Raw genomic sequence first — 16,926 nt, forward strand, 5'->3', positions numbered from 1 at the left:
TCTGAGCAAAACAAAAAGGCTCCCCAACCGGGGAGCCTTTTTTCTATGTATTGCGGTATTGCGGAGTTTGGGCCGAAATCAGACCACCGGGGCCATGAGCACTGTGCCGGTGCCCCGGTAAACATTCACCAGTCCTTCGCCGGAAACCGCGGAGCCGATCAGGCTGCGGGTGGATTTTTCCACCGTGAAGTTCAACGTGGAGGACCAGGCAATGGCCATGTTGCCATCGATGCGCAGCTGGTCGTTGTCCAGCTTGAACTCGATCAGCTCGCCGCGGGGCACCGGGCTTTCCAGCGCCGCCACACCCGCGCCCCGCAGGCACAGGTTGAACAGGCCCTCGTTGCCCAGCACCGCGCTGGACAGGTTCGAGCGGGCCACCACCTTCTGCTGCACCGAGCCGGAGCAGGCCAAAAACAGGCCGTCGTCCAGCACCAGGCCGTCCCACTGGCCCACATCCAGCAGGATGATGTGCTTGTAGGTGGGCTCCAGCATCAGGTGGCCGGTGCCCTTGTATTCCGGCTTCACCGCGCTCTCCTTGGTGGCCTTGGAGGCCAGCGCCTTGCCCAGCAGATCGCCCACGCCCTTGATGCCGGAGGTGGCTTCCACCGCGCCGCTCATCCACTGCATGGCCCCGGCCTGCACCACGTAGCTGTCGCCCTTCAGCTCCAGCAGCAGCTGGCGGCGGCGCACGTTCATCTCGGAAGCGTAGTAGCTGGCGATGGCGTTGTCCGGCCGGACGCTCAGGTCCTTCTCGTATTCCAGCACCCGCATGCCGCCCAGCTGGGCTGCGGTGAGAATGTTGGGGTTATTCAGCAGATTATTGAATGTGACCATGGTAGAACCTCCTTGCTGTTGCAACGGCGCAAAAAATGCCGTGTATTTGTGGCCATTATACCACGCAAGGCAGTCAGCGGGAAGAGATTTTGGGAATTTTTTACCAAAACAAAACAGCCGCAGCGTACTGCTGCGGCTGTTTTGCGTAAATTCAGTTGTCTGTTTCAACCTTCAGGATCGCACCGTCGGTGGCGCTGATCTCGTAGTCATATTCCAGATTTCCGGATTTGAATTCGATGGAATAATGGGGGGTGCTGTCGTCCAGATCGCTGTCCATTTCCAGCTCCCGAATGGCGGACCGGTCCAGCCCGGCGTGGCTCAGGGCCTTGGCCAGCGCGTCATCGGCGCTGATGAAGGAGCCGCCGGAGGCAAGCGCCTTGTTTTCGCCCTTCAGAATACTGCCGGTGGAGCCGTCGATCTCGTACTCATACTGGGTGGTACCGGCAAGGAATTTTACCTCGTATTCCACGCGGCCGTCGTCCCAGTCCCGCTCGATGTACAGGTTCTGGACCTTATCCTCGGTCAGGCCAGCGGCGCCGAGCGCGGCGGCCTTGGCGCCGGACTCACCGATGTCGGTGCCGGTGGTGCTGCTGCCGATGCTGGTACTGGTGCCGGGCTTGGCGGTGATGGCAGTGGGGGCGGCATGTGCCTCGGACTCATACTGGCGCACGGTGCCGTCCGCATTGATCTCATATTCGTATTCGGTGCTGCCCTGCCAGAACTCCACCTCATACACCCGCTGGCCGTCGTCCCAGTCCAGCTTGGCGGTCAGACCGGTCACCTGATCGGCGGAAAGGCCCGCGTGCTTCAGGGCAGCGGCCTTGGCGGCCTCCAGACCCACGTCAGTGCTGCTGGAAGCGGCTGCGCCGGAGGAGGAGTGCTCCTCCTTCTCGCTCTTCAGAATCTGGCCCGCGCCGTCCACCGCGCAGAAGTATTCGGTGCTGCCGGTCCAGAATTTCACCTTGTACACAAAGCGTCCGTCGTCGTAGCTGGGGATTACCAGGATGCCCTCCGCCTGGTCCTCGCTCAGGCCAAAGGCGTTCAGAGCGGCGGCCTTGGCGGCAGCTTCATCAATGGAAGCGCTCTGGCCCGCGGCGGCGGTGTAGCGCTCGGTGCGATTCTTCACGATCTCGCCGGTGGTGGCGTCCACATCGTATTCGTATTCCACGTTCCCGGCCCAGAATTCCACCTCATAGACCATCCGGCCGTCCTCCATGTCAAAGTCCACCTTGGACACGGTCACCTGGTCGGCGGTCAGGCCCGCGTGGGCCAGGGCGGCGTTCTTGGCCACCTCGGTGCCGATGTAGCCGCCGTCGCTGGCACGGCCGGTGGAGGTCACGGCGGTGAGGGTGGTTCCCTGGCTGGAGAGCAGCAGATTCAGATCGTTCACGGTCCGGCCGGCCAGACTCTCAAAGGTGAGGGTGGGGTTCTGGTCCACCAGCTGCTGGATCAGCTGGGCCTTGCCCAGCGAGATGCCGTATTCGTCGGCCTTGGCCTGCAGGTCCTGATCCTGGCTTACCACCTGGCTCAGGATGGCCCCGTTGATGGAGCTGGAGGTCATCACCGCGTTCACCGTCTCGGTGAGCTGGCTTTCCAGCTGAGAGGCGCGGGCGGCGTTGTCGTCCTCCACGGTGATGAGGATGGAATTGGCCAGCTCATCCACGTAGCCGTTTTTCAGCAGCGAGCCCATCAGCGCGTTCACCGCCACATCCAGGGTGGAGCCGGTCAGGTCCATGCCGTCCAGCACAGCGGCGGCATCCTCGTTGAGGGGGGTGGCCCGCAGCACCCGCTCGTGGCGGTTGAGTACCAGCTCGATGCTGGGGTTCACATCCAGCGAGACGATGGACGCGGCGGTCTGAGACTGATTGTAATAGATGGAACCTCCGCCAATGGCCAGCACCAGGCAGGCGGCAGCGGCCAGAGCGGCCAGACGCAGGGGCTTGCGGTTTTTCTTTTCAGGATTCTGATTCGTCATGGGGATCACGTTTCCTTTCCGGTCATCACAGCGAAGGAGAACGCTTTCCACGTCGTTTGGTGCCGCGTGTTCCAAAGCGGTGCGCAGCGCCTGTTCCACATTGCGGTCGGTCATTGCGCGTCATCTCCTTCCAGAATGGTTTTCAGCTTTTTCAGGGACCGGTGATACTTGGAAAGCACGGTGGGCAGCGCCAGATCCAGAAACTGGGCGATCTCCCGGTGCTTGAGCCCGCAGACCGCGTGCAGCACCACGATGTGCCGCTCTTCATCGGAAAGGCGCCCCAGCGCCGCGCCCAGCACGGTGCGGTCGTCGGCGGTGAGGGTGTCGCTCTCGATGGAAAAGGCGGACCACTGGGCCTCGGAAAGATCCTGGATGCGGGCCGCGGTGCGCAGCCGCCCCAGTGCCAGATTCCGGGCGATGGTGAGCAGCCAGGCCATGGGCTTGCCCTGGGGCCGGTAGGAGGGAGCAGCGGCCCACACCTTCACGAAGGTATCCTGGGCCACATCCTCGGCCTCCGCGCCGTTTTTCAGGTAAGAGAGAGCCAGGCCGTACACCGCCGCCCGGGTACGGCGGTAAAGTTCGGCCAGATCCTCCCGGCTGCCCGCGGCAATGCCGCTGAGCAGCGCCTCCAGCTCTTCGCTGGGGTTCGCGGCACGGGCCTCCTGGGCCATTGCGCCAAGCACAAGCATCATATCCGTTGTCTCCTGTCGTTCTAGTAATGCACGGAACAAAACGTTTATTGCACTGCTTTCAAAAAATTTTTAAAAAATGGGAAAAACCATTTCTGTTCTTATTATAGAATGGGCCGCACAGCCTTGGCAAGCGCAAAAAAAGACCCCGCAGGGAAGCCCATCCGGGCCGCCCTGCGGGGCAAAACAGAATGAAGAAGGAAACAGCTAAGAAAATAAGGGGAAAAGAGATCAGCGTCGGCCGGACACCTTCAGGCGGGCCATGGCGCGGGCCAGAGCAGCCTGGGAGCGGTAATACTCCTCCACGCTCTTCTTCTGGCGCAGGCGCTCCTCGGCGCGCTCCTTGGCTTCCTCGGCGCGCTTGGCGTCGATCTCCTCGGGCTTTTCGGCGGTGCTCACCAGCACGATGGCACGCTCGGGCATGATCTCCACAAAGCCCTGGCCGATGGCGGCAACGTGCCACTCACCGTCCACCTTATACCGCAGTTCGCCCGGCTCCATGGCGGTCACAGCGGGCTCATGGCCCGGCTGCACACCGTACAGGCCGTCGATGGCGGGGATGACCAGTTCCTGGGCTGGGCCGATGTAGAACTGGCGCTCGGGGGTGATGATCTCCAGAAACAGGTCAGCCATCAGATCGCCCCCTGTGCCCGGGCCTTCTCACGCACGTCGTCCACGGTGCCCACGTTGGAGAACGCGGTCTCGGGGTACTGATCCAGCTCGCCGCCCAGAATGGCCTCGAAGCTGTTGATGGTTTCGGCCAGGGGCACATATTTGCCCTGCAGGCCGGTGAACTGCTCGGCCACGAAGAAGGGCTGGCTGAAGAACTGCTGGATGCGGCGGGCCCGCTCCACGGTCTTCTTGTCGTTTTCGCCCAGCTCTTCCATGCCCAGAATGGCGATGATGTCCTGCAGCTCCTTGTAGCGCTGCAGCAGCTCCTGCACGCCGCGGGCCACGTTGTAATGACGCTGGCCTACTACATCGGGCTCCAGAATACGGCTGGTGGACTCCAGGGGGTCCACAGCGGGGTAGATGCCCTGCTCCACGATCTTACGGCTCAGCACGGTGGTGGCGTCCAGATGGGTGAAGGTGGTGGCGGGCGCGGGGTCGGTCAGGTCATCGGCGGGCACGTAAACGGCCTGCACGCTGGTGATGGCGCCGTTCTTGGTGGAGGTGATTCGCTCCTGCAGCGCGCCGACCTCGTTGGCCAGGGTGGGCTGGTAGCCCACGGCGCTGGGCATACGGCCCATCAGGGCGGAAACCTCGCTGCCGGCCTGCACGTAACGGAAGATGTTGTCGATGAACAGCAGCACGTCCCGCTTTTCCTGATCGCGGAAGTACTCGGCCATGGTCAGACCGGTCAGAGCAACGCGCATACGGGCTCCCGGGGGCTCGTTCATCTGGCCGAAGACCAGGGCGGTCTTCTCCAGAACGCCGGACTCGCTCATCTCGCGCCACAGGTCGTTGCCCTCACGGGTACGCTCGCCCACGCCGGTGAAGATGGAGTAGCCGCCGTGCTCGGTGGCGATGTTACGGATCAGCTCCTGGATCAGCACGGTCTTGCCAACGCCCGCGCCGCCGAACAGGCCGATCTTACCGCCGCGGGCGTAGGGGGCCAGCAGGTCGATGACCTTGATGCCGGTCTCCTGGATCTGAACCACGGGGCTCTGATCCACGAACTTGGGGGGCTCGCGGTGGATGGACCACTTCTCGGAGTCGGTCACTTCCTCGCGGCCGTCGATGGCATGGCCCAGAACGTTGAACATGCGGCCCAGGCATTTTTCGCCCACGGGCACTTCGATGGGTGCGCCCGTGGCGGTCACTTCCACGCCGCGGCCCAGGCCCTCGCTGGGGCTGAGCATGATGCAGCGCACGGTGTTGCCGCCCACATGCTGGGCGACCTCCATGACCTGCTCGGCGCCGTTCAGCTGCACGGTCAGGGCATCGTTGATGGCGGGCAGCTTGCCGTCCTTGAACTCAACGTCCACAATGGGGCCCAGAACCTGTGCGATGGTGCCTTTGTTTTGCATATCGGTTCCTCGCTTTCAAATATCGAACAATAGAAGAAAAGGATCAGGAGCGTTTCAGCACGCTGCCGTCGGCGCTCACCAGCAGGGTAAGCGCGGGCTGCATGCGGCGCTCGGGGCGGACCTTGCCGCCCTTTTGCTGGGCGCCGCCCACGATCTCGGTGATCTCCTGGGTAATGGCGGTCTGTCGGGCCCGGTTGTATTCCAGCGAAAGGGTGCGGATCATCTCGCGGGCATTTTTGGTGGAGGAATCCATGGCGGTCATGCGGGCATTCTGCTCGCTGCAGAAGGATTCCACCAGGCAGCCGAAGAGCACGCCCTTCAGGTAACCGGGCACGATCTTATCCATGACCTTGTGCTCGGAGGGAACGTACACCACCTGCCGGTTGTACTGGCCGGCGGTGTACTGGGCTTCCTTGTGGGCGAACTGCTCCCGGGTGAGGGGAAGCAGCTGGTAGGTGGCGGGCCGCATCAGCACGGGGTTCACCATCTCGGTGTAGATCACATGCACCTCGTCCAGCTGGCCGCGCAGGAACAGGTCCACCATGGTGTCGCTGATGTCCCGCGCTCTGGTCACGGTGGGGTCCTGAGCGGTGTAAAGGAACTCGCCGTCCACGTTCACGTTCTTGCCGGAAAAGTAGGCCCGGCCCACCTGACCGATCACAAACAGGACCGGGTTCTCGGTGGCGGCCAGCTTTTCCTCGGCCAGCTTGAGCACGTTGTGGTTGTAAGCGCCCGCCAGGCCCTTGTCGCCGGTGATCACAATGTAGCCCACCGTGCGCTTCTTTTTCCCGGGGCGGGTGTCCATGAAGGGATGCCGGAATTCCTCGGAGTGATACAGAATATCTGCAATGGTATCCTGAATCTTCTGGAAGTAAGGCTCCACGCCATTCAGCTGCTGGCGGGCCTTGCGCATCTTGGAGGAGGAGATCAGATACATGGCATTGGTGATCTTCAGGGTCTGATCCACGCTCTTGATGCGGGTACGGATCTCTTTTATGCTTGCCATTGCGCGCTCACCTGTCCCTTATAGGCATCCAATTCGGCGCGGATGCTCTCGGCAACAGCGGCGGAAAGCGCGCCGGTGGATTCGATCTCTTCCAGCAGCTGGGGCTGGGTGTTTTCCAGGTAGTCCACAAAGCCCTGAGCCACCTCGCGGGACTTGGCCAGAGGCACGTCCGCCAGCAGGCTGCCGGTGGAGATGTACAGGATGACCGCCTGGCGGCTCACGCTCATGGGATGGTACAGCGGCTGCTTGAGGATCTCCATCAGCTGCTTGCCGTGGTCCAGAGCGGTCTGGGTGGCCTTATCCAGGTCAGAGCTGAACTGGGTGAACACCTCCAGCTCGCGGAAGCGGGCCAGGTCGATACGCAGGGTACCGGCGGTCTTCTTCACGGCCTTGGTCTGGGCGCTGCCGCCCACACGGCTCACGGAAAGGCCCACGTTCACGGCGGGGCGCTGGCCTGCGAAGAACAGGCTGCTCTCCAGATAGATCTGGCCGTCGGTGATGGAAATCACGTTGGTGGGGATGTAGGCGGAAACGTCGCCCGCCTGGGTCTCGATGATGGGCAGAGCGGTCATGGAGCCGCCGCCGTATTCCTTGGTCAAGCGGCAGGAGCGCTCCAGCAGGCGGCTGTGCAGGTAGAACACGTCGCCGGGGTAGGCCTCACGGCCGGGGCTGCGGTGCAGCAGCAGGCTCAGGGCACGGTAGGCAACCGCGTGCTTGGACAGATCGTCGTAAACGATCAGCACGTCCTTGCCCTTGGACATGAAATACTCGCCGATGGCAGTGGCGGAGTAGGGAGCGATGTACTGCAGGGGGGCAGGCTCGCTGGCCGGGCTGGACACGATGATGGTGTAGTCCATGGCGCCGTACTTCACAAAGTTGTTGCGCAGCTGGGCCACGGTGGAGGCCTTCTGGCCGATGGCAACATAGATGCAGATCACATCCTTGCCCTTCTGGTTCAGGATGGTATCCACCGCGATGGCGGTCTTGCCGGTCTGGCGGTCGCCGATGATCAGCTCGCGCTGGCCGCGGCCGATGGGCACCATGGAGTCGATGGCCAGAATACCGGTCTGCAGGGGAACGTTTACGGGCTCGCGGCTCACAACGCCGGAGGCCTCGCGCTCGATGGGCATGCGGGCGGCAGCCTCGATGGCGCCCAGGCCGTCGATGGGCTCGCCCAGGGCGTTCAGGGTGCGGCCGATCATGGCCTCACCGGCGGGAACATCCGCCGCACGGCCGGTGCGCTTGACCACGCTGCCCTCGGCCAGGCCCTCTTCGCTGCCCAGCAGAACAACGCCCACGCTGTCCCGCTCCAGGTTCAGAACGATGCCCTTGGCACCGGTCTCAAATTCCACCAGCTCACCGTAAACCGCCTTGTCCAGGCCGTACACGGTGGCAATGCCGTCGCCGATCTCGATCACGGTGCCGGTCTCTTCGTGGGTGGCGCGGCTGTCGTATGCTTCAATCTCCTGGCGGAGAATGGAAATGATCTCTTCGGATTGATTCACTGTGGCTTCACCTCTCTTGCAGGCGGCGCGCCAAACGATGCAGCTGCCCGCTCACACTCTTGTTATAGGTCGTCCCGTCGATCTCCAGGACGAAGCCGCCCACCAGGGACGGATCAACGATCACCTGCATCTCCACGCCGTCGCGGCCGTGGCGGCGGCACATGGCCTTGGCAATGTCCACCACCATGGCCTCGTCCGGCATCTGGGCGCAGCGCATCACGCAAACCGTCTGGTTGGCAGCGGCCAGCGTGAGCAGATGATATTCATATACGATATCGGCAAGCAGGGCAAAGCGGCCCTTTTTTGCCAGCAGTTCATAAAAATGCATCAGCCGGTCCGGGCAGCTTGCGAAGGGCAGGCGGCGCAGTACCGCCTGCTTTTCCTCCAAGCGGACCGCCGGGCTGACCAGCGCTTCCAGCAGGGGCTTATTTTCCAGAATGAGCTGCGCGGTGTCGCGCAGCTCGTCCTCGGTGCAGCCGGCCTGATACAAAGCGCTCGCATAACGGGCGGCAGTCAGGCTCATGCGGTCTCCTCCACTTCAGCCAGGAAGGCGTTGACCATATCCCGGTCGGCCTGGCTGTTCATCTTCTGCTGCGACACCTTGGAGGCAGCCAGCAACGCCAGCATGGCGATCTCCTGGCGGGCGCCCTCCAGCAGGGCGTCACGGTCGGCCTGGGCCTGCTTCTGAGCATCGGCCTGCATGTGGGCGATGTCGTCCCGGGCCTTGGCCAGCTGAGCCTCGTACTCCTGCTGACCGCGCTTTTTGGCCGCGTCCACAATGTCCTGGGCCTCTTTCTTGGCGTTCAGCAGCTGAGCCTCATACTCCTGACGGCTCTGCTCGGCCTGCTCCATTTTGGCGTTGGCGCCGTCGATGGTGTCGGCAATTTCCTTGGACCGCTCGTCCAGCATTTTGGTGACCGGTCCGAACAAAAAGATCTTCATCAAGACCAGCAGGATCGCCAGGTTGATGAACACATAAACGATCTCTGCATTAAGATTTAAAATCGACACGGCTCATCGCCCCCTCGATTACTGCATGAAGATCAGCAGGATAGCGATCAGGAAGCCGTAGATCGCGGTGGCCTCGGCCAGGGCGCAGCCCAGCAGCAGGTTGCTGCTGATCTTGCTGGCAGCCTCAGGCTGACGGGCGATGGCTTCGTTGGACTTGGCGGTGGCAAAACCAATGCCGATACCGGCACCCAGGCCAACCAGAACGGCGATAGCGGCAGCAAAAGCGGTAGTCATAATAAGTTCCTCCTAAAATTCAATACATTTTTAAAGTAAGATGGTTTTATTCAATGGCTTCACTCAGGAACAGGGTCGTGAGGAACACGAACACCACCGCCTGAATGATACCGTCGAATGCGTCAAAGTAAAGGCTCAGGGGAATGGGCACTGCAATGGGAACCAGCATCTTCACCAGCTCCATGATGATGAAGGCTGCGAACACGTTGCCGAACAGTCGCATACACAGCGACAGCGGCCGGATGCCGATCTCCAGAATGTTCAGCGGCGCCACGATGGGCGAGGGCTCCACAAACTTGTGCAGGCCGCCCTTCAGGCCCTTGATGCGGAAGCTGGAGCCGTAGATCAGCAGAACTGCCAGAAAAGCCAGACCGGCGGTCACGTTCAGGTCCTTGGTGGGCGGCGTGAGGCCGATGAACTCGGACAGGTTCGCCAGCACCAGATAGATGCCCATGGTGCCAATGTAGGGCGCAAAGGTGCGCCAGTGTTCGCCCAGGTTGTCCTTGCAGAAGTTGTTGATGAACCCAACCAGAATTTCCGCCACCATCTGCCGGCGGCCGGGCACCTTTTTCATGCCGTGGGTCAGCCAGATGCAGAAAATGGTGAAGAGCGCGATGAGAATCCAGCTGTTGAGTGCGGATTCCGGCACCGGGATTCCGCCGAACAGCGGGATCTCAAAGGCGGTTTTCGGTTGCAGCGCTTCGATGAGTTCTTCCTTGATATCCAATAAATCTCCCCCCTTTTCGGTACCTGCCTATTCTATGACAAACGCCCCGGAAGTGTAAGGCTTACGAAAGTAAAAAAAGTAAAAAAAGCGTCTTTGAAAAATATGGTTGGCGGTTTGCACAACAGTTGTTTTCATTGTGGAAAACCTGTACGAAAGATGCTCTCTGCTCCGGCGGAGCATTTGGCGCAGGGGGGAAAATGTGCTATCATATTACATATATCGCCTGAAATAGGGGAGGGGGACCGGCCGTGAAACTGCTTGCTCATCTGAAAAAGACCCTGAATGCTCAGCTGGTCACTCTGAGCGTGATGGTGATCGTGCTCACGGTGCTCATTGCCATGGGCAGCAGCCTGTGGCTGAACCTGCGCTCCAGCCACCAGATGATGGACCGGAGCATGATGGATGTGGCCTATCTGCTGGCCCGCACCCAGGATGTGCGGGGGCTGCTGGAGGGCGGCAGCGATCAGTCGGTCACGGCGCTGCTGCAGCAGGTGGTGCGCCGGGTGAACGACCTGGACGTGGCGGTGGTCATCGATACGGAGGGCTCCATGCTGGCCGGGGCAAGCACCCGCAGCGGGCTGCAGGGAGTGGTCCAGCCGGACCCGAGCAGGACCGACCCGGTTTTTCTGCAGGAGGGCGAGACCGAAAACGGTATGGAGCGCTGCGCCTGCGCCAAGGTCTTTGATCAGGAGGGCAACCTGCGGGGCTATGCGGTGGTGGGGGTCTACATGCGGTCGGTATACTGGATGGTGGCCGGGACCGTGCTGCAGTACCTGCTCATTGCGGCGGTGGCGCTGTGCATCGGCGGCTTCTGGGCCCGGCGGCTGGCCCGCTACATCAAAAGCGAGCTGGCGGGCTATGAGCCCGAGGACCTGTACCGGCTGATGGTCCAGCGGGCGGATATCTGGGATGCGCTGGAAGAGGGCGTAATGGCCATTGACGAAAACGAGCGCATCATTTATCTGAATGCGGCGGCCAAGCAGATGCTGGAGCTGTCGGTGGATGAGGCGGTGGGCCAGCCGCTGCATCAGGTCTATTCGGCCAGCACCCTGGACCGGGTGCTGCACAGCGGTAAGGCGGAATACAATGTGCCCCTCAAATCGCTGGTGCATGTGAAGATTCTGGCGGACCGGATGCCCATTGTGAAAAACGGCCGCACCGTGGGCGCGGTGGCCATCTTCCGCAACCGCACCGAGATGGTGCGCCTGGCCGAGGACCTGACCGGCGTGAACCACGTGGTGGAGGCGCTGCGGGCCAACACCCACGAATTTATGAACAAGCTGCATGTGATTCTGGGCCTTCTGCAGCTGGAGGAATACAAGGAGGCCGAGCGCTATGTGCTGGAGCTGACCAAGGTGCGGGCCCAGTCCATGGGCGGTATCACCGGCCGCATCCAGGAGCCCGCGGTGGCGGCGCTGCTCATCGGCAAGCTCAGCCGTGCCCAGGAGCTGCGGGTGGTCTTCCGGCTGGATGCCTCCAGCCACTACCCCCACGGCAGCCGCTGCCTGCCCACCGACGCCATGATCTCGCTGCTGGGCAACCTGATCGAGAACGCCTTCGATTCCTTCAAGAATGTGGCGGACGGCGCGGTGCGGGAGGTGGAGGTCTGCATTCAGGAGGAGGCACAGGGCCTGCTCATCTGCGTGGAGGACACCGGCTGCGGCATTCCGCCCAAGGTACAGCAGCGGATGTTTGAGCAGGGCTTTTCCACCAAGGGTCAGGGCCGGGGCACCGGTCTTGCGCTGGTGCAGAGCATCGTGCAGGCCTACGGCGGCGATGTGCGGGTGGAATCGGTGGTGGGGCTGGGTACCACCTTCACCATCCACATCCCGCCCCAGGAAGAGAATACAGAGGATAAGCAGGAAAAGGAGGAGAGAGATTGTACCAGGTTGTGATCGTGGAGGATGACCCCATGGTGGCCATGCTCAACCGCCGCTATACCGAAAAGGACCCGCGCTTTCAGGTGTGCCGGGAATGCCCGGATGGCCGGGCCGCGCTGGAATACCTGCGCAGCCACCCGGCGGATCTGGTGATCCTGGATATGTACATGCCCCGGATGGACGGAATGGATGTGCTGCGCCAACTGCGGGCGGCCGGGGTGAGCACCGATGTGATCATGATCACCGCCGCCAGCGACACCGCCACCGTGGAGGCGGCCATGCGGCTGGGTGTGGTGGATTACCTGGTCAAGCCCTTTGAATATGAGCGGTTCTGCCAGGCGCTGGACGCTTTTGACCGGCGCAGGCAGGCCATTCGTGCCCAAAGCGTGAACCAGCAGCAGCTGGACGAGCTGCTGCACCGGGGCGCCGCTGTGGTCCCGGCAGAGGACAAGCCGGAGGAGAAGCCGCTGCCCAAGGGCCTGCAGCCCAAAACGCTGGAGGCTGTGTGCACCTGCCTGCGGGAAAACCCCCAGGGCCTTACCTGCGAGCAGCTGGCCATGAAGACCGGCTTTTCGGCGGTGACTGCCCGGCATTATGTGCATTACCTGGCGGAAAGCGGCCGGGCCGATTCCCGGGTGGACTACTCCACCGGCGGGCGGCCCAGCGTGATCTATACACTGCGGGACTGAGCGCGGGGGCAAACAAATCGGGGAGGGAAGAGAGAGCAATATGATCGGAACCATTGCAAACACAGCCACCATTCTGGCGGGCAGTCTGGTGGGCAGCCGGCTGAAAAGCGGCCTGGGTGAACGCTACAAGGAGGCCCTGATGAACGGCATGGGTCTGGCGGCCACCCTGCTGGGGGTAAACTCGGTGGTGCAGGCCATGCCCGAAAGCCGTTACTCGGTGCTGTTCATCGTGAGTCTGGCCGTGGGCGGCGTGCTGGGCACCGCCATCTCGCTGGACAGCCTATTCCAGAAGGCGGTGGACAAGCTGCCGCTGGCGGGCGGCAGCGAGCTGGGCAAGGGGCTTTCCACCGCTATTCTTTTGTTCTGCGCCGGGACCCTGAGCATTCTGGGCCCCATGCAGAGCGCCTTGCAGGGCGACAATACCTATCTGTTCACCAATGCCGTGCTGGACGGCATCACCTCCACAGTGCTGGCCTCCACCTTCGGCATCGGCATCGCGCTGGCGGCGCTTGTGCTCTTCTGCTGGCAGGGGGCCATCTATCTGCTGTCCGGCGCGATTGCCCCCTATGTGACCACGGAACTGCTCACCGAGCTGAGTCTGGTGGGCGGCGCGCTGATCTTCAGCTCCGGCCTGGGAATCTTGGGCATCAAGCAGATCAAAACCCTGAACTATCTGCCCGCTCTGGCGGTGAGCGCCGCCGCGGTGGTGGTCCTGCAGGCACTGGGCCTGTGAGGACCACCCGGCGGGCCGGGCGTTCATTGACTTTTTTAATAAAAGGCGTTATATTTATTAAAATATAAGGAAGCCGCCCGGGAGAGGTCTGCCCGGCGCGGGAAAGGGGAATCGACCCGATGAAGGATCGTTACGGCCGCAGCATTGACTATCTGCGGATCTCACTTACCGACCGGTGCAATCTGCGCTGCCGGTACTGCATGCCGGATGGGGCGGACTTTGTGCCCCATCCGGAGATCCTGCGCTATGAGGAGATTCTGCGGGCGGCGCGGGCGGCCATCAGCCTGGGCATCTGCAACTTCAAGGTCACCGGCGGCGAGCCGCTGGTGCGCCGGGGCGCGGTGGAATTCGTGGAGCAGCTGAAAAACCTGCCGGGCTGCGGCCAGGTGACCCTGACCACCAACGGGGTGCTGCTGGAGGAGCTGGCACTGCCGCTGGCCCGGGCGGGGCTGGACGCGGTGAACGTGAGCATCGACGCGCTGGACCCGGCCCGCTACGCGGCCATCACCGGCTTTGATGTGCTGGACAATGTGCTGCGGGGCGTGCGTGCTTCCATGGCGGCGGGCATCCGCACCAAGCTGAACTGTGTGCTGCTGGCCAGCGCTGAGCCGGAGGTGGTGCCGCTGGCGGAAATGGCGGAACAATGGCCGCTGGATGTGCGCTTCATCGAACTGATGCCCATCGGTGAGGGCGGCGCGGGCGGTGGCCTGCCGCCGCAAAGGGCCCGGGCACTGCTGCTGGAGCGCTGGCCGGACCTGCACCCGGTGAACGAGCGGCGGGGCAACGGCCCGGCCCATTACGAGGCCAGCGGGCAACTGCAGGGCCGCATCGGCTGGATCGACGCGGTGAGCCACCGGTTCTGCGACCAGTGCAACCGGCTGCGGCTCACCAGCACCGGACAGCTCAAGCCCTGCCTGTGCTACGACGCCTCGGTGGATCTGCGGGCGCTGCTGCGCACCGGCGCATCGGATGAGGCGCTGCGGGCAGCCATTGCCCGGGCGGTGGAGCAAAAGCCCGCCCACCACTGCTTTGACAAATACGATGAGATCACAGAACACCGCCGCATGGCGCAGATCGGAGGATAACAAAGGATGGGAACCGTAAAAGCGATTTGTGTGTCCGAAGCCCGGGGCGTGGCCAAGCACCCGGTGGAAAAGGCCTGCTTCACCCCCGAGTGGGGCCTGGTGGGCGATGCCCATGGCGGCAATTGGCACCGGCAGGTGAGCCTGCTGGGCGAGGAAAAGATTCAGGCCTTCCGGGAAAAAGGTGCTCAGGTGGACTACGGGGCCTTCGGTGAAAATCTGGTGGTGGAGGGCTTTGACTTCCGGGCGCTGCCGGTGGGCACCCTGCTGCGCTGCGGGTCCGTGCTGCTGGAGATCACCCAGATCGGCAAGGAGTGCCACAATCACTGCCAGATCTACAAGGCCATGGGCGACTGCATCATGCCCCGGGAGGGCGTGTTCGCCCGGGTGCTGGAGGGCGGTGAGATCACAGTGGGCGACGAGATGCAGCTGGCCGAGCGCACCGGTGTGCGGCCCTTCCAGGCGGCGGTGATCACCCTGTCCGACAAGGGGGCCCAGGGCCAGCGGAAGGACGAAAGCGGCCCGGCCATTGTGAAGCGGCTGGAGGAAAAGGGCTACCAGGTGGTGGAGGCCCTGCTGCTGGCGGATGAACAGGCGGTGCTGGAACGGCAGCTGATCCGCCTGTGCGACCAGCGCCAGCTGGACCTGATTCTCACCACCGGCGGCACCGGTTTTGCCCCCCGGGACGTGACCCCCGAGGCCACCATGGCAGTGGCCCAGCGGAATGCGCCCGGCATTGCCGAGGCCATCCGGGCGGCCAGCATGCAGATTACCCCCCGGGCCATGCTCAGCCGGGGTGTGTCGGTGATCCGGGGCAAGACCCTGATCGTCAACCTGCCCGGCAGCCCCAAGGCGGTGCAGGAGAGCATGGATGTATTCCTGGATGTAATCCCCCACGCATTGACCCTGATGCGGGGTGAGGGCGGCGAGTGCGCCCGCAAATAAAACGAAAAAGGCCGCGGTTCCGATGCCTTGCCGGAACCGCGGCTTTTCTTTTATCAAAAACGATCAAAAACAAATCGCCCGCCGGACTCAAGCGAAAGAGTCCGGCGGGCGGTTATTTTACTGGCTTACAGGTCGGGATGGTACTCCTTGCAGGTGCACTTCTTCCACTTCAGACCACTGCCGCAGGGGCAGGGATCGTTGCGGCCGATCTTATCCACCTTGATGGGGCCGGAAGAGCTGGTGGCCTTCACGTTCTTGCCCGGGGTGGCAGCGTCGCCGGTGGGCTTGGCAACCTGGGTGCGCTCCACTACGGGAGCCTGCTGCTGGGGCTGGATCTTCAGCTCGATGGTCAGCAGCATGCGCACGGTGTCTTCCTTGATGTTATCGATCATGGCGTCGAACATCTCGAAGCCTTCCAGACGGTATTCCACAACGGGGTCGCGCTGGCCGTAGCTGCGCAGATAGATGCCCTGACGCAGCTGGTCCATGGCATCGATGTGGTCCATCCACTTGGTGTCCACGTTGCGCAGCAGGCACATACGCTCCAGCTCACGCATGATATTGGAGCCGTACTTCTTCTCCTTGCCGTCCAGGATCAGGGTGCCGCGATCCAGCAGGAACTTGCTCACGTCCTCACGCTTCAGGCTCTTGAGCTGGTCCTCCTCGTAGTGCAGGTCGCTGTCCATGGTCAGCCAGCCCAGGTAGTGGCGGCGCAGAGCGGCCAGATCCCAGGCGGAGGAATCATCACCGGCGCAGAAGGTGGCCACGCTGCCCTCGATGTTGTCCTTCATCATGGTGCGCAGGGTTTCCTTCAGGTCCTCGCCGTTCAGCACCTGGCGGCGCTGGCCGTAGATGATCTCACGCTGCTTGTTCATCACATCGTCAAACTGCAGCACGTTCTTACGGGTGCTGAAGTTCTGGGCCTCCAGCTTCTTCTGGGCGCCCTCGATGGTGTTGGTGATCATCTTGTTCTCGATGGGGGTCTCGTCGTCCAGGCCCAGGGTGTCCATCAGGCTCTGTACCCGCTCGCCGCCGAACAGACGCATCAGGTCGTCCTCCAGGCTCAGGAAGAAGCGGGAAGCGCCCGGGTCGCCCTGACGGCCGGAACGGCCGCGCAGCTGGTTGTCGATGCGGCGGCTCTCGTGCCGCTCGGTGCCGATGATGTACAGACCGCCGGCGGCGCGTACCTCTTCAGCCTCCTTGGAGATCTCGGCTTTGTGGGCAGCCAGCAGCTCGTTGAAGCGGGCGCGGGCGGCCAGAATGTCCTCGTTGTCGGTCTCGCCGTGGCCGTCAGCCTCCACGATCAGCTCCTCGGCAAAGCCTTCCTTGCGCAGCTGGGCCTTGGCCATGTATTCGGCGTTGCCGCCCAGCATGATATCGGTACCACGGCCGGCCATGTTGGTGGCGATGGTCACAGCGCCCTTCTTACCAGCCTGGGCCACGATCTCGGCTTCCTTCTCGTGGTTCTTGGCGTTCAGCACGTTGTGCTTGATGCCCTGGCGGCTGAGCAGCTTGCTCAGGGTCTCGCTCTTTTCAATGCTCACGGTACCCACCAGAACGGGCTGGCCCTTGGCGTGGCACTCGGC

The 16,926-nt window shown here is 62.6% G+C and carries 17 protein-coding genes; 5 read left to right on the forward strand and 12 right to left on the reverse strand.

Annotated elements, in window-relative coordinates:
* Nucleotides 1–78: 78 nt before the first annotated feature.
* From J7G73_RS00155 to J7G73_RS00205, 11 genes are all read right to left on the reverse strand, one after another.
* Complete coding sequence (locus tag J7G73_RS00155) at nucleotides 79–834, reverse strand: AIM24 family protein (RefSeq protein WP_291244776.1); 756 nt, start codon at nucleotides 832–834, stop codon at nucleotides 79–81.
* A gap of 151 nt (nucleotides 835–985) precedes the next feature.
* Nucleotides 986–2,923: a PepSY domain-containing protein gene (locus tag J7G73_RS00160; RefSeq protein WP_291244777.1), complete on the reverse strand. Its 1,938-nt coding sequence runs from the start codon at nucleotides 2,921–2,923 to the stop codon at nucleotides 986–988.
* Nucleotides 2,920–3,501, reverse strand: a complete 582-nt coding sequence (locus J7G73_RS00165) for an RNA polymerase sigma factor (RefSeq protein WP_087292796.1) — start codon at nucleotides 3,499–3,501, stop codon at nucleotides 2,920–2,922. The genes J7G73_RS00160 and J7G73_RS00165 overlap by 4 nt, the downstream gene beginning before the upstream one ends.
* A 228-nt stretch (nucleotides 3,502–3,729) precedes the next feature.
* On the reverse strand, nucleotides 3,730–4,131 hold the full coding sequence (locus J7G73_RS00170) for a F0F1 ATP synthase subunit epsilon (RefSeq protein WP_291244778.1): 402 nt from the start codon (nucleotides 4,129–4,131) through the stop codon (nucleotides 3,730–3,732).
* A complete protein-coding gene (gene atpD, locus J7G73_RS00175; protein WP_291244779.1) occupies nucleotides 4,131–5,528 on the reverse strand; it encodes a F0F1 ATP synthase subunit beta in 1,398 nt (465 codons plus the stop codon). The genes J7G73_RS00170 and atpD overlap by 1 nt, the downstream gene beginning before the upstream one ends.
* Before the next feature lie 43 nt (nucleotides 5,529–5,571).
* A complete protein-coding gene (gene atpG, locus J7G73_RS00180) occupies nucleotides 5,572–6,534 on the reverse strand; it encodes an ATP synthase F1 subunit gamma (protein WP_087292790.1) in 963 nt (320 codons plus the stop codon).
* A complete protein-coding gene (gene atpA, locus J7G73_RS00185; protein ID WP_087184097.1) occupies nucleotides 6,522–8,039 on the reverse strand; it encodes a F0F1 ATP synthase subunit alpha in 1,518 nt (505 codons plus the stop codon). The genes atpG and atpA overlap by 13 nt, the downstream gene beginning before the upstream one ends.
* A 7-nt stretch (nucleotides 8,040–8,046) precedes the next feature.
* Nucleotides 8,047–8,562, reverse strand: coding sequence for an ATP synthase F1 subunit delta (gene atpH, locus J7G73_RS00190; RefSeq protein ID WP_087181692.1), 516 nt, complete (start codon nucleotides 8,560–8,562; stop codon nucleotides 8,047–8,049).
* On the reverse strand, nucleotides 8,559–9,050 hold the full coding sequence (gene atpF / locus J7G73_RS00195) for a F0F1 ATP synthase subunit B (RefSeq protein WP_291244780.1): 492 nt from the start codon (nucleotides 9,048–9,050) through the stop codon (nucleotides 8,559–8,561). Before atpF ends, atpH begins: the two co-directional genes overlap by 4 nt.
* Before the next feature lie 18 nt (nucleotides 9,051–9,068).
* Nucleotides 9,069–9,284: an ATP synthase F0 subunit C gene (gene atpE, locus J7G73_RS00200; protein ID WP_058963829.1), complete on the reverse strand. Its 216-nt coding sequence runs from the start codon at nucleotides 9,282–9,284 to the stop codon at nucleotides 9,069–9,071.
* A 46-nt stretch (nucleotides 9,285–9,330) separates the two neighbouring features.
* Entirely contained in the window at nucleotides 9,331–10,011 is a 681-nt protein-coding gene (locus tag J7G73_RS00205) for a F0F1 ATP synthase subunit A (protein WP_087184099.1), read from the reverse strand.
* 248 nt (nucleotides 10,012–10,259) lie between these two features.
* Between J7G73_RS00205 and J7G73_RS00210 the strand changes: the two genes are divergently transcribed.
* The 5 genes from J7G73_RS00210 to J7G73_RS00230 all read left to right on the forward strand — a co-directional run bounded on the left by J7G73_RS00210 (nucleotide 10,260) and on the right by J7G73_RS00230 (nucleotide 15,340).
* Nucleotides 10,260–11,906: a sensor histidine kinase gene (locus tag J7G73_RS00210; protein WP_291244781.1), complete on the forward strand. Its 1,647-nt coding sequence runs from the start codon at nucleotides 10,260–10,262 to the stop codon at nucleotides 11,904–11,906.
* Complete coding sequence (locus J7G73_RS00215) at nucleotides 11,891–12,580, forward strand: response regulator (protein ID WP_087292778.1); 690 nt, start codon at nucleotides 11,891–11,893, stop codon at nucleotides 12,578–12,580. Before J7G73_RS00210 ends, J7G73_RS00215 begins: the two co-directional genes overlap by 16 nt.
* A gap of 40 nt (nucleotides 12,581–12,620) precedes the next feature.
* Nucleotides 12,621–13,313 carry a DUF554 domain-containing protein gene (locus tag J7G73_RS00220; protein ID WP_087292775.1) on the forward strand — a complete coding sequence of 231 codons (693 nt, stop codon included), beginning with the start codon at nucleotides 12,621–12,623 and terminating at the stop codon, nucleotides 13,311–13,313.
* Nucleotides 13,314–13,432: 119 nt separating this feature from the next.
* Nucleotides 13,433–14,398, forward strand: coding sequence for a GTP 3',8-cyclase MoaA (moaA, locus tag J7G73_RS00225; RefSeq protein ID WP_291244782.1), 966 nt, complete (start codon nucleotides 13,433–13,435; stop codon nucleotides 14,396–14,398).
* A 6-nt stretch (nucleotides 14,399–14,404) separates the two neighbouring features.
* The gene (locus J7G73_RS00230) at nucleotides 14,405–15,340 is read left to right on the forward strand and encodes an MOSC domain-containing protein (RefSeq protein WP_291244783.1); all 936 of its coding nucleotides are present in this window, start codon (nucleotides 14,405–14,407) and stop codon (nucleotides 15,338–15,340) included.
* A gap of 125 nt (nucleotides 15,341–15,465) precedes the next feature.
* On the opposite strand, the gene J7G73_RS00235 is transcribed toward J7G73_RS00230, so the two are convergent.
* The coding region (locus J7G73_RS00235; protein WP_291244784.1) for an SEC-C metal-binding domain-containing protein at nucleotides 15,466–16,926 on the reverse strand (1,461 nt) is incomplete at its 5' end.

This window comes from Allofournierella sp. (genome assembly GCF_017889395.1).
Lineage (GTDB): Bacteria > Bacillota > Clostridia > Oscillospirales > Ruminococcaceae > Allofournierella.